Annotated in this window: 10 protein-coding genes; 3 read left to right on the top strand and 7 right to left on the bottom strand. The window is 58.9% G+C overall.

Translation table 11 applies throughout. The features are described from left to right. The first annotated feature begins 134 nt into the window (after positions 1-134). The 3 genes from clpB (at position 135) to JK199_RS08555 (ending at position 4,514) form a co-directional block, all read left to right on the top strand. On the top strand, positions 135-2,744 hold the full coding sequence (gene clpB, locus JK199_RS08565; RefSeq protein ID WP_212375249.1) for an ATP-dependent chaperone ClpB: 2,610 nt from the start codon (positions 135-137) through the stop codon (positions 2,742-2,744). A gap of 84 nt (positions 2,745-2,828) precedes the next feature. After that, positions 2,829-3,461, top strand: a complete 633-nt coding sequence (locus tag JK199_RS08560; RefSeq protein WP_212375247.1) for an NUDIX hydrolase — start codon at positions 2,829-2,831, stop codon at positions 3,459-3,461. A gap of 96 nt (positions 3,462-3,557) precedes the next feature. Next, entirely contained in the window at positions 3,558-4,514 is a 957-nt protein-coding gene (locus JK199_RS08555; RefSeq protein ID WP_212375245.1) for a ribokinase, read from the top strand. Between the two features lie 149 nt (positions 4,515-4,663). On the opposite strand, the gene JK199_RS08550 is transcribed toward JK199_RS08555, so the two are convergent. The 7 genes from JK199_RS08550 to JK199_RS08520 form a co-directional block, all read right to left on the bottom strand. After that, positions 4,664-5,584 carry an arginase family protein gene (locus JK199_RS08550; protein WP_212375243.1) on the bottom strand — a complete coding sequence of 307 codons (921 nt, stop codon included), beginning with the start codon at positions 5,582-5,584 and terminating at the stop codon, positions 4,664-4,666. A gap of 126 nt (positions 5,585-5,710) precedes the next feature. Next, positions 5,711-7,057: a GTPase HflX gene (hflX, locus tag JK199_RS08545; RefSeq protein ID WP_051551864.1), complete on the bottom strand. Its 1,347-nt coding sequence runs from the start codon at positions 7,055-7,057 to the stop codon at positions 5,711-5,713. After that, positions 7,008-7,292: an RNA chaperone Hfq gene (gene hfq, locus JK199_RS08540; protein ID WP_025826794.1), complete on the bottom strand. Its 285-nt coding sequence runs from the start codon at positions 7,290-7,292 to the stop codon at positions 7,008-7,010. Before hfq ends, hflX begins: the two co-directional genes overlap by 50 nt. Before the next feature lie 67 nt (positions 7,293-7,359). Continuing rightward, the gene (gene ntrX / locus JK199_RS08535) at positions 7,360-8,751 is read right to left on the bottom strand and encodes a nitrogen assimilation response regulator NtrX (RefSeq protein ID WP_077931388.1); all 1,392 of its coding nucleotides are present in this window, start codon (positions 8,749-8,751) and stop codon (positions 7,360-7,362) included. Continuing rightward, positions 8,741-11,002 carry a sensor histidine kinase NtrY-like gene (locus tag JK199_RS08530; protein ID WP_077931387.1) on the bottom strand — a complete coding sequence of 754 codons (2,262 nt, stop codon included), beginning with the start codon at positions 11,000-11,002 and terminating at the stop codon, positions 8,741-8,743. Before JK199_RS08530 ends, ntrX begins: the two co-directional genes overlap by 11 nt. A 9-nt stretch (positions 11,003-11,011) precedes the next feature. Next, a complete protein-coding gene (gene ntrC, locus JK199_RS08525; protein WP_025826792.1) occupies positions 11,012-12,460 on the bottom strand; it encodes a nitrogen regulation protein NR(I) in 1,449 nt (482 codons plus the stop codon). Positions 12,461-12,516: 56 nt separating this feature from the next. Further along, complete coding sequence (locus tag JK199_RS08520; protein WP_212375241.1) at positions 12,517-13,629, bottom strand: two-component system sensor histidine kinase NtrB; 1,113 nt, start codon at positions 13,627-13,629, stop codon at positions 12,517-12,519. Positions 13,630-13,634: the final 5 nt, after the last annotated feature.

Here is a 13,634-nt window from a genome sequence, read left to right as displayed (position 1 = left end):
CTGCATCACCCCCTCTTGATTGTTGCAACAGATCTTCCAATCTCTGTTTGCGAGAAAAGACCATGCCGCCATTGCCATAATGGGATGGAGACAAGGCCTTCAGTCGCCTGAGTAGAAGGGACAAGAGGGAAATTATGGATATCGCAAAATTTACAGAACGGTCTCGCGGTTTTCTGCAGGCCGCACAGACAATCGCCATCCGCGATTTTAATCAGCAGCTCACGCCGGAACATCTTCTCAAAGCCATGCTGGATGATGAGGAAGGGGCTGCTTCCTCGCTGATCCGCGCAGCCGGGGGCAACCCCGATGCCGTAAGAGCGGCGAATGAACAGGCTTTGGCAAAACTGCCTAAAGTACAGGGCGGCGGCGCTGGCCAGCCATCCGCCACACCCGATCTGGTCCGTGTGCTGGATGCTGCCGAGCAGCAGGCCCAAAAAGCCGGAGATTCCTTTGTAGCGCAGGACCGTCTTCTGGTGGCCGTTGCCGCCTCTGACAGCCCTGCCGCGCGCGCTTTGAAAGAGAACGGTGCCACGCCGGACGCTCTGGACAAAGCCATTGCCACCATCCGCAAAGGACGCACCGTGACCAGCGAAAACGCTGAAGCCAATTTTGATGCTCTGAAGAAATACGCCCGTGACGTGACTGAAGTTGCGCAGGCTGGCAAGCTGGACCCTGTGATTGGCCGTGACGAGGAAATTCGCCGCGCCATTCAGGTTCTCGCCCGCCGCAGCAAGAACAATCCGGTGCTGATTGGTGAACCCGGCGTGGGTAAGACCGCCATTGTGGAAGGTCTGGCCCAGCGCATCGTGAACGGGGACGTGCCGGAAGCACTCAAGAACAAAAAGCTGCTCTCGCTCGACATGGGCGCTCTGGTGGCTGGCGCCAAATATCGCGGTGAGTTTGAAGAACGCCTGAAAGCTGTTCTGAAAGAAATTGAATCGGCCGAAGGGCAGGTCATTCTCTTTATTGATGAAATGCACACGCTGGTTGGCGCGGGCCGTACGGATGGGGCAATGGATGCCTCCAACCTTATCAAGCCGGAACTGGCCCGCGGCACCCTGCACTGCATAGGGGCCACCACGCTGGATGAATACCGCAAATATATCGAAAAGGATGCAGCGCTTGCCCGCCGCTTCCAGCCGGTCTTTGTGGGGGAACCCTCGGTTGCGGATACCATCTCCATCCTGCGCGGCATCAAGGAAAAATATGAGCTGCACCACGGCATCCGGATTACGGACGGCGCGCTGGTCTCTGCTGCCACACTGTCCAACCGCTACATCACGGACCGCTTCCTGCCGGACAAAGCGATTGATCTGATTGACGAGGCTTCCAGCCGCCTGCGCATGCAGATTGACAGCAAGCCGGAAGAACTCGACGAACTCGACCGTCGCGTCATTCAGCTCAAAATCGAGCGTGAAGCCCTGCGCAAGGAAAATGACAGCGCCAGCAAGGACCGTCTGGAAGCCGTGGAAGCGGAACTGGCCGATCTGGAAGAAAAATCTGACGCCATGAGTGCGGCTTGGCACGCGGAAAAAGACCGTGTGAACGCTGTACAGAAGCTTCAGGAACAGCTTGATCAGGCTAAGTCCGAAGTGGACGTGGCCCAGCGTAAAGGCGACCTCGGCAAAGCCTCTGAACTGATGTATGGCGTCATTCCCAATCTTCAGGCGCAGATTGAAGAGGAAACGCAGAAATCCCAGTCTGACGCAGGCAAAAGTGGCCTCGTGTCAGAAGCCGTGACGGATCAGGACGTGGCCTCCATTGTCTCCCGCTGGACGGGTGTGCCGGTGGACCGCATGCTGGAAGGTGAACGCGCCAAACTGCTGCGCATGGAAGATGATCTGCGTAAATCCGTGGTGGGTCAGGAGCAGGCGCTTAAAGCTGTGTCCAACGCCGTGCGCCGTGCGCGTGCCGGATTGCAGGACCCCAATCGCCCGATTGGCTCCTTCCTGTTCCTCGGCCCGACGGGTGTGGGTAAAACCGAGCTGACCAAGGCTCTGGCGCGCTTCCTGTTTGATGATGAAAAGGCTCTGCTGCGTATCGACATGAGTGAGTTCATGGAGAAACACGCAGTCGCCCGCCTCATTGGTGCTCCTCCGGGTTATGTCGGGTATGAAGAAGGCGGCGTGCTGACGGAAGCCGTGCGGCGTCGGCCCTATCAGGTCATCCTGTTTGATGAAGTTGAAAAAGCGCATGAGGATGTCTTCAACATTCTTCTTCAGGTGCTGGATGACGGCCGTCTGACGGATGGTCAGGGCCGCACGGTGGACTTCCGCAACACCATTATTGTGCTGACCAGCAACCTCGGCTCCGATGTTCTGGCCCACCAGCCGGACGGTGAATCGACTGACATGGTGCAGGCACAGGTGATGAAGGTGGTGCGGGAGCATTTCCGTCCGGAATTCCTGAACCGTCTGGATGAAATCATTCTGTTCTCCCGCCTGCAGAAAGCAGACATGACTAAAATTGTGGATATCCAGATCCGCCGCCTGCAAAAGCTGCTGGAAGATCGTAAAATCGTCCTCAGTCTGGATGATCTGGCTCACGCATGGCTGGCCAATGAGGGGTACGACCCTGTGTATGGGGCCCGCCCGCTCAAACGGGTCATCCAGCGCAGCCTTCAGAACCCGCTGGCAGAACTGCTGCTACAGGGGACCATTCATGATGGTGAGGATGTTAAAGTCTCCGCCAACGGTGATGGCCTCCTCATTAACGGTCAGGAGGCCGCCGCGGCTCTTGCCTGATCACCCGACAAACAGGCACAACGGAAACGGGAAGGCTCAGGCCTTCCCGTTTTTTATTGCGCGCATGATGAAGGAAGTTTCCTTATGGCTGAACCCAACTGGCTGCTGTGGGCCCGTGAACTTCAGGGCATTTCCCAGACCGGGCTGACCTACGCCAGAGACCCTTTTGATAAAGAACGCTATGAAATGCTGCGCTCCCTTGCGGCCCGGATGATGGCGGAAGGCAGCGGCCTTCCCGCCGGAAAAATAGAAACACTTTTTCAGGAACAGTCTGGCTATGCCACACCAAAACTGGAAGTGCGTGTCGGCGTGTTTGACAAAGACGACCGTATTCTCATGGTGCGGGAAGTGCTGGACCACAACAAATGGACCGTGCCCGGCGGCTGGACTGATGTAAATCTGACCGCCGCAGACTGCGCCGCCAAGGAAGTCTGGGAAGAAACCGGCTATACCGTCCGCATTACCAAGCTTGCCATGGCGCTGGATCGCGCCAAGCAGGGCCATCAGCCGCCGGAAGCCTTTACCGTGACCAAGCTGTTTTTTCTTGGAGAACTGACAGGCGGCAGCCCCACCACCAGTCTTGAAACCAGCGAAGTGCGCTTTTTTGCCCGCGACGAAATCCCCGCTGACCTTTCAACCGGCCGCGTTCTCCCGCACCAGATTGAACGGCTCTTTGCACATCATGCGACCCCCACCCTGCCGACCGAGTTCGACTGACGCGCATACCGCTTTGCCCGGCCTGCTAACCACCCCTCCTCTGCCGCCGCTGCTTTATGCTAAACAGGGCGCTCAAATCTGAGCGGAATACACTCTATGGCGAACCTGAAGCCCCTGATCCTGTCTTTTGGCAGCATCAATATTGACGTTACAGCGCGTGCTGCCCGCCTGCCGCGCCCCGGTGAGACGGTGCATGGGGAAAGCTACGCCGTCATGCTGGGCGGCAAGGGCAGCAATCAGGCTGCCGCTGCCGGGCGGCTGGCTGCGGGGGCCGGTCTCCAGGTCGCACTCGCCGGGCGCATCGGTCAGGACAGTTTTGGCGCGCAGGCACGTCAGGCGCTTGAAGGCTTTGGAGTTGATCTGGCTCCCCTGCGGGAAGACACGGCCAACCCCACAGGTATCGCCCTGATTGGGATAGATGGCAGTGGGGAAAACTGCATTACGGTGGTTGGCGGGGCCAACATGGCTGTGGATGAGACGGACGTTGAGGCCGCATCCGGCTGGCTGGAACGTGCCGCCGTTGTCCTGCTGCAACTTGAAATTCCTCACGCCGCCGTTCTGACTGCGGCCCGCAAAGCGCGTGCAGCGGGCGCTCTGGTTGTGCTGGACCCCGCCCCTGCCCCGGAACACGGCCTGCCGGACGCACTCTGGCAGGAGATTGATATTCTGACCCCGAATGAAAGTGAGACCTTCCAGCTTACCGGCCTGCGCCCGGACACAGCGGAAGACGCAGCCCGCGCGGCTGATCTGCTTCTAGCAAAAGGCGTCCGGGCGGTTTTGGTGAAAATGGGCAGCCGGGGTGTGTTCTGGCATGACGGCAAACAAAGCGGCCACAGCGCGCCGTTCTCGGTCAACCCGGTTGACACTGTGGCAGCGGGAGATTGCTTCAACGCCGGACTGGCGTTCGCTCTGGCTCAGGGGAAACCGCTTTCACACGCCGTAAGAATTGCTTCAGCCTGCGGTGCACTGGCGACAACACGCCACGGCGCAGCAGACGCCGCCCCGGAATGGGAGGCTGTTGCGGCCCTGATGGCAGCGCAACCAAAAGCGTAAACGAAAGCTCTGTTCCCGTTCTCTTAAAAAGCAGGAACAGGCGTCTCTGGCTCTCATGACTTTCAAAACTTTCCTGAAATACTAAAGGAAAATCCACATCCTCTCCACCCCACCTGCTGCCCACGCACAGGGGCCAGACGCTTCCGCATTTAGCCGGGCACGTTAGTAGCCCGGTATGCGAACTGCCCCAATATCTGGACCTGTGTTCTGGCACAGCATCCCGTCGGATCTTTGTCCGGATCATAAATGGAAACTGTCATACCCAGACAGCGTGCGTCAGAGACCAGAGGGTTGAGGAGTGCCACCACATCATCAGGCGAAAGACCGGGTGAACCGGGGCAATCCACTGCGGGCATGATACTCTGATCCAGAACATCCACATCAAAATGAATCCAGAAGCCAGCAGGCTGCTTTTTCAAAAACTCCTGAAGAGCCAGAGAGGCCCCGGATACCCCCAGTGCCTGAAACGCAAAAATATCAATCTGGGTGATAACTGTCTGAACAATATCTGGCCATGCGAAATCAGCGTCATGGCTTTCCCGTTCCCCGATCTGGAGCACGTGCGCATCCTGCACTAACGGGCCAGTGATCCCGGGCCATTGGGTCAGAAAATCCTCCCCTCGTCCTGTCGCCAGTGCCAGATCCATACCTGCCACGCCACTCATCGTCCGGCTCGCGTCATAATTACCGGGATGCCGAAAATCACTATGCCCGTCACAATGAATGAGAGACAACGGACCACTGCGCCGCGCACCCGCCAGTGCCCCCAGCAGAACTGAGCAATCCCCGCCCAGCACCAGAGCAAACCGCCCGCTCGCGACAGTTTTCGCCACGTCTTCCGCAAGCCTCAGACTGAACGTGCGGATTGCATCGCCATTGCGGATAAGTGTCCCGGCTGGAGGCTCCGGAGAATAATGAGGACGCGGAAGGCTGATAACCGAGGCTTCCACGCCCAAAGCCTCCAACAGCCCCGCAGACATCAGCGCCTCCGGCGCACGCCATGTTCCGGGTTCATGCCCTACGTACAGCGGGCTTAGTCCAAGGTTGGTCGGCGCCAGAATAATATCCATTGGTAAGGGCCTCCCGCATCTGCCCCCAAAACATTACGGGAACAGAAGGGAAAAACAAGGCCATAAAAAACGGTCAGACTCATACAGAACCTGACCGTTTTACACACCGATAACCCGGATCAGACTTTACGCCAGAAGCGGTTCAACTTGTTTGAACAGCAGTTCAAAACGTGCCCGATCCTCAGCCTTGATGCGGACGGTAATATCCGCGCCCTCTTCATCATCAATACGGTTCAGAACTTCACCATGCTGATGCAGCCATGCGGAGGCAGCGCCGTCAGACAAGGGCACGCGATAGCGCACCTCTTCCATTGTCGCCGTCATCTGCTGGTCAATCAGGGCCAGCAGTTCCGGCAGACCGTCTCCGGTCATGGCGGAAATCGCAACCGCATCGCCCATCTGCGCCAGTTCTTCCGGCTCACCGAGCAGATCAATCTTGTTCAGCACTTCAATCATGCGGCCAGACCAGTCTGGCTCAATCATGTTATCCCGCGCCATGCCTTCCAGAACGTGGAACACATCCTTTTTCTGTGCGGCACTGTCCGGGTGGGCAATGTCGCGCACATGCAGGATAATGTCTGCTTCCGCCACTTCTTCCAGCGTTGCGCGGAACGCTGCAATCAGCTCCGTCGGCAGGTCACTGATAAAGCCCACGGTATCGGACAAAATCACCCGTCGGCCGGAAGGCAGCGTAATGGCCCTCATGGTCGGATCGAGCGTCGCGAACAACTGGTCTTTTGCGTAAACCGTCGCCCCCGTCAGCGCGTTGAACAGCGTTGATTTCCCCGCGTTGGTATATCCAACCAGTGCCACCACAGGGAACGGCACCCGCTTGCGGGCCTGCCGGTGCAGCCCGCGTGTGCGGCGCACCTGTTCCAGATCTTTCTTGAGCCGCACAATACGGTCGCCAATCATCCGGCGGTCAGCTTCAATCTGCGTTTCACCCGGGCCACCGAGGAAGCCGAAACCCCCACGCTGACGCTCCAGATGGGTCCACAACCGCACAAGCCGGGACCGCTGATATTCCAGATGCGCCAGTTCGACCTGCAACGTCCCTTCCTTTGTCGCAGCACGGGCGCCAAAGATGTCGAGAATCAGCCCGGTCCGGTCAATAACCTTACAGCCAAACGCGGTTTCCAGATTACGCTGCTGAGCCGGACTGAGCCGGGCATCCACCACCAGAACGTCGATTTTCTCAGCCTGCACGGCAATTTTGAGGGAATCGACCTGCCCTTTCCCCAGTAAGGTCGCAGACCGTCTGGCCCGCAGCAGGAGAGTGGCCTGTAAAACAATCACCAGCCCGATAGAGGCCGCCAGACCAACTGCTTCCTCAAGCCGGGCTTCCGCTGCCCTTACGTCCTGATCATGGGCGGATTTTTCCCACGGGAGAATAACCGCGCCACGGGTCGCAACAGGCTTTGTATCAGATAAAATCGTCGCCAAGTGTGGGTTCTCTGTCTGTCTGAGCACCATTTTCCGGTGCTTCAAAGATATTAACAGGCACAGTCGGCATGACCGTGCTGATGGCATGCTTGTAAATAAGCTGTGTATGCTCGTCGCGTTTCAGCAAAACGGCGGCATCATCAAACCACGTAATATTGCCCTGCAATTTTACGCCATTCACAAGAAAAACTGTCACAGATGAGCGCGAACGGCGAATCTGGCTCAGAAACGCGTCCTGCACATTATATCCGGTGTCCTTATCCACGGTGGGAGGCCCTATTCTCGTTTTTTGTTATAGCCGGACGATGGCTTGCACAGTGAATGCAAACACGTCAGCCGACCCCTCGTTCCTCAGAGGTTACACCAAGCTGCTTCAGTTTGCGATGCAGTGCGCTGCGTTCCATGCCAACAAATATTGCTGTCCGGCTGATATTTCCGCCAAAACGCAGGAGCTGGGCCTGCAGGTACTGCGTCTCGAACATATCTCGCGCCTCCCGCAGGGGCAGACTCATGACATCGGCGGAGGCATCAAACTTCAGCAGGGCCGGAGCCCCCTCCCCCAGCGTGGACGGCAGCATTTCCGCCCGGATGGGTTCCATACTGTTGCCGGGCATCATAATCAGCACGCGTTCCATCAGGTTCCGCAACTCACGCGCATTACCCGGCCAGTCATAGGCCTGAAGGGCGGCAATCGCATCCGCTGAGAGTTCACGCTGGGGCAGACCTGCCATTTCCGCAGCGCGACGCAGGAACAGTTCCGCAAGCCCCGGAATATCATCCCGCCGTTCCCGCAGGCCCGGCAGACGCAAGGGCACAACGGCCAGCCGATAATACAGATCTTCCCGGAAGCGCCCGGCCATGATCTCGGCCTGTAAGTCCCGGTTGGTGGTGGCCAGCACCCGGATATCCACTTTTACGCGGGTCGAGCCCCCCAGCCGCTCAAACGTCTGGTCCTGCAGGGCCCGCACAATCTTGCCCTGTGTTTCCAGCGGCATGTCCGCCACTTCATCCAGCACCAGCGTCCCGCCATGCGCGCGTTCCAGCACACCTGTGCGCCGGCCCGTGCCATCGGCCGCCCCTTCCAGCCCGAACAGCTCTTCCTCAAACCGGTTGGGGGCGAGAATAGCGCAGTTCAGGGCCACAAACGGGCCATCGGCCCGGCGAGACCGGGCGTGGATCATCCGGGCCGCGACTTCCTTCCCCGCACCAGGGCCACCAGTAATCAGCACGCGGGAGCCGGTGGGGGCGACACGTTCAATCTGGCCGCGCACGGCTGTAATCAGTGCGCTGTTGCCAAACAGCTCCGTATCCTGTCCGGCGCGCAGGCGCAGTTCCTCATTTTCCCGTGCCAGACGCGAGGCTTCCAGCGCACGCCGCACCACAACCAGCAGGCGGTCAGCCTGAAACGGCTTTTCAATAAAGTCGTACGCACCATGCTGGAGGGCCGCAACAGCGGTTTCAATTGTGCCGTGCCCGGAAATCATAATCACCGGGATCGACGGCTCTTCCGCGTGCAGCACATTCAGAATGCCCAGCCCATCAAGCTGAGAGTCCCGCAACCACACATCCAGAATCACCAGAGACGGCCTGCGGGCCCGAAACGCGGCAATGGCGGCATCTGATGTCGCGGCAACCCGCGTTTCATAGCCTTCATCTTCAAGAATGCCCTCAATGAGCATCCGGATATCGGGCTCATCGTCAACAATCAGGATTTCATGCGCCATGGTCGTCTTTCATCGGCAAAATCAGAATAGCCACCGTTCCAGTTCCCTCCGCCCTGTCTTCCAGACGCACCGCACCCCCGTGGTCTTCCATAATCTTTTTCACAATAGCCAGCCCCAGCCCGGTGCCTTTCGCCTTGTGCGTCACATATGGCTCAGTCAGCCGATGCCTGTCGCCCGAAGGCAGACCGACGCCGGTATCCGCAACAGAAATTTCGACGTTGCCTTCCTCTTCCTTCAGACCAATCCATACAGCACTCGCCGCATGTGAGCCATTTCCCTCAGCATCACCCTGTTTTGCTGTCATGGCAATGGCATCGGCTGCATTCTGCAACAGGTTGATCAGCGCCTGACTGATCAGCCGCCTGTCACACCTTACCACCGGCCCTCTGTCCGGCAGCCCGACATGGTAGGTAATTTCCGGGTGCGCATTCCGCTGCAAAACCAGAACTTCCCGAATAATACGGGAGAGATCCTCATTGGTCATGACAGGCTGGGGCATACGGGCAAACGCGGAGAATTCATCCACCATGCGGCCAATATCCCCGACCTGACGCACAATGGTATCCGCACATTGTGCAAATGTCTCAGGATCAGACGTGATTTCCCGCAGGAAGCGGCGCTTCAGCCGTTCGGCTGCAAGCTGGATGGGGGTCAGCGGATTTTTGATCTCATGCGCAATGCGGCGGGCCACATCCGCCCACGCGGCTTTTCGCTGAGCCTGTTGCAGGGCCGTGATGTCATCAAACGTCATCACATAGCCCTCCGTCACCGTGCCACGCAGTTCCGCGCCAATCCGCACAAGCAGCATGCGGCGGCTGGTTTCCGGCCCGGTCTGCACTTCCCGCGTAACAACCTGATCCGGTACCGAGCGCACCTCGGCCAGCAGTTCAGCAAATTCCGGCACGCGGGTCGCCAGAGGTTCACCAATGGCGTTCATCAGGTCCATTTGCAGCAGCAGACTTGCCGCACGGTTCGGCAGTTCAATCCGCTGCTCTACATCCAGCCCGATCACGCCGGCGGAAACACCGGAGAGAACGGCCTCCGTAAAGCGCCGCCGCTCATTGATCTGCCCGTAGGCCACCATGAGTTCCGAACGCTGGCTGGCAAGCTGCTCCGTCATCCGGTTGAAGGCACGGGAGAGGCTTGTCACCTCATCATCCCGGTTGGCTTCCGGCACATGCACGCCCAGATCGCCCTCACTGATGCGGCGGGCTGCCAGAATCAGCAGGCCGAGCGGTCTGGCAATCTGGTTTGCCAGCGCCAGCCCAATCAGCGCGGCCGCCGCCAGGACCAGCAACGCGACAAGCGCAAAAATCATGACGAATGTCAGCTGGATCTTGGCGCGGTTGCCGTTAAGCCGCCGGTAGTCCGCAATCACTTTTTCCGTGCGGTGCATATGTTCCAGAATGGTGGGGTCCACCAGACGGGTAATCACCAGCATCAGCGCCGGGGTCTGGGACAGTTCAACAACCGCCCGCACTGTTCGCTGATCCGGAGAATCGAGAATAGCGATATCATTGGACCGCGCCATCGTCGTGGCGGCGGGAGGCGGCAGAGCCTGCGCGCCGGAGCGGCTCATCAGCCCGCCGGATGCCACAACCTTGTTGGTGATCGGATCATACACCAGCGCATCCGTCAGCCCGCGCATGGTCGCCTGACTATCCAGCATTTCCGCCAGAGCATCATGGTCCTGCAACAGATTCATGCCGCTGGCGGCCAGTTCATTCTGTGCGCTCATGATGTAGTTGGACATGGAAAACGCATCGGTACGGATATTGGCGTTATGTTCCGTCAGATACCCGCGGGAGGCCTCCATGGCCTCATTCAGCGCCGTATTCACCCGGTCTGAAAACCAGATCTGGATACCGTAGTGGAAAAACAGCGTCGCGAAGACGCCCACCACCAGAGTGGGCGCAACCGCAACAATCCCGAACAGCGTGACCAGCCTGACATGGAGTCTGGCACCCGCCAGCCCTTTCCGGTGCTCCACCAGCATCGGCCCGACGCGCATGGTTACGGCCAGCAGCAGCAGCCCCAGCACCACACTGTTCAGCACCACCACCAGCGGCTCAATAACAGCATAATGGCCAAAGGACATGCCGCCCGACAGCACGACAAAGGTTGCAAACCCAAGGCCAAGCGCCAGCGCCGCCAGCGTGAGGGCAACAGTTTTCCGCTCCAGAGACCGTAAAAGCCAGTGGAAGCGGGTGCGGGCCAGAAGAGTGCTCAGGGAAGACAGAAAACGCTGCATGCAGGCAGGTTAGACCACACCGCGCACAACGGGAATTTCAAGTTCGCGAATTTTCTTGCGCAGCGTATTCCGGTTCAGCCCCAGCATGGCCGCTGCCTTGATCTGGTTTCCACGCGTTTCCTGCAATGTCATCTGGATAAGGGGGCGTTCCACCTCCGCAATCACACGCTCATACAGATCATACAAGGGCATCCCTTCGCGCCCGGCTGTCAGATACCGCATGATATGGCGGGAAATGGCATCAGACAGCGGTTCTTCCACCACTTCATTTTTTGTAATTGCTTCATGCGCCAGCGGTTCGGCCAGTTCCGCATCAACCAGATCACTGCTGATGGTTTCCTGCGGGTAAAGCGCCACAATGCGCCGCATGAGGTTTTCAAGCTCACGCACGTTCCCCGGCCAGCGCCAGGATTGCAGGCGGGCAATGGCAGAATCGTCCAGCACACGCGCCCCGGCTCCGGCCTCCCGGCTCTGCGCCAGAAAATGCCGGGCCAGCAGCGGAATATCCTCCAACCGCTCACGCAAAGGCGGCAGGCGGAGCGGCACAACATTCAGCCGGTAATACAAGTCCTCACGGAAAGTGCCCGCACGGATGGCCTGCCGCAGGTCCCGGTGTGTCGCGGCGATAATCCGCACGTCCGCACGAATGGGCGCTCTGCCACCTACGGTTGTAAATTCACCTTCCTGCAAAACGCGCAGCAACCGGGTCTGGGCTTCCGGCGGCATATCCCCAATTTCATCCAGAAAGAGCGTGCCGCCTGTTGCCTGCTCAAAACGTCCGGGGCTTCGGCCTGTTGCAGCGCCGGGCACGCGCTCCTGCCCGAACAGTTCACTCTCAATCTGATCCCGCGGGATAGCCGCCATGTTCACAGCAACAAACGGGCCACCCCGCCTGCGGCCGTATTCATGCAGCGCACGGGCCACCAGTTCCTTCCCCGTACCACTTTCCCCGCTGATCATCACCGTCAGATCAGACGTCGTCAGGCGGGCAATGCTCCGGTAAATCCCCTGCATGACCGGGGACTGACCAATCAGCGGCAGGCGTTCTTCCGGAGGAGACAGCGCAACTGGCTTATCCGCTTCATGCGCCGGGGCCACGAGTGCGCGGGCCACAACGCCCAGCAGTTCCTTCAGGTCAAATGGCTTGGCGAGGTATTCAAACGCCCCGCGTTGGGTGGCTTTAACCGCCGTTACCAGATTGGACTGCGCACTCATGACAATAATACGCAGATCAGGCCGCGCCTGCCGGATGCGGGGAATCAGATCCAGCCCGTTGCCATCGGGCATCACCACATCGGTAATCACCAGATCGCCCTCACCTTCCTCAACCCACTGCCAGAGCGTTGCCGCATTCGGCGTGGACTGAACCTGATACCCGGCCCGCCCCAGCGCCTGCCCGAGAACGGTACGAATGGAGCGATCATCATCAGCAACAAGAATGGTCGGCAAAGGTGTCATGGGAGTCAGGTTACACTCAGATACAGAAAGATCATTACAAAAAAAGAACGAAGACGTCAGATGCTTTCGCTGCCTTCAGGCACAACGGGCAGATAAAGGCTGATTTCCGTGCGTCCGGGGCGGCTTTCCACCTCAATCACGCCCCCGTGGTCATCCATAATCTTGCCCACAAGAGCCAGCCCCAGACCGCTGCCGCTCATTTTGGTGCTGACAAACGGCTCAAACAGATGCGGGCGGATGGTCTCTGAAATACCCGGCCCTGTATCCCGCACAGTCACAACCAGTGGCAGATGCCGCCACTGGGACGTGCCGGGCACAGCCAGCCGGATTCCGGGCCGGTAACTGGTGCTCAGCGTTATCTCACCTGGCTTGTCTGACTCCTGAATGGCCTCAGCAGCGTTCTTGACCAGATTCAGCAGCATCTGCACCAGCTGGTCCCGGTTCCCCCACACATGCGGCAGAGACGGATCATACCGTTCCACAATCCGCACACCGGCCGCACAGCCCTTGCTGGCCAGCAGGCGCACATGCTCCAGAACGCGGTGAATGTTCAGAGAGCGGTAATCTGCCGGGGCTTCCCCAAAAACACCCATCCGCTCAACAAGCGCATCAATACGGTCAACCTCGTCGCAAATCAGGGTGGCAAGTTCCTTATCACTCTCCCCGACGGAATGTTCCAGAATCTGCGCAGCGCCTTTAATGCCGGAGAGCGGATTGCGCACTTCATGCGCCAGCATCTCCGCCATGCCTGATACGCTGCGGGCGGCGGAACGAAAAGCAAGCTGGCGGTCCAGCGCCCGCGCGGCGGAGGAGTCATGAAAGGTCAGCAGAATGGAGCCGGGATAATCCAGAACATCCGCTCCCTGCACCGTCACCCCTTCATGATGGAAGCGCGGACTGCTGAACACCAGTTCATGCTCAGTGATGGAACCGCCTTCCCGCCGCACATGCTGCACCAGTAAAAAGAGCGGATGGTCTTCCGGCACCAGATCTTCCAGCATGCTCTGGCAGAGCTGATGCCGGGAGGTACCAAAAAACTCTTCCGCCGCGGCATTGGCAAAACGCAGTCTGTTTTCTGGCCCCAGTTCCAGCACCGGCACAGGCAGACTATCCAGCAGTAACCCTGCGGACGGGCTGCCATCCTGAGGCGCTGAGGGGGGCTTCTTCATACAGC

Source organism: Acetobacter persici (assembly GCF_018256955.1).
Taxonomy (GTDB): Bacteria; Pseudomonadota; Alphaproteobacteria; order Acetobacterales; family Acetobacteraceae; genus Acetobacter; species Acetobacter persici.
This window is presented reverse-complemented; position numbering and strand designations above follow the sequence as displayed.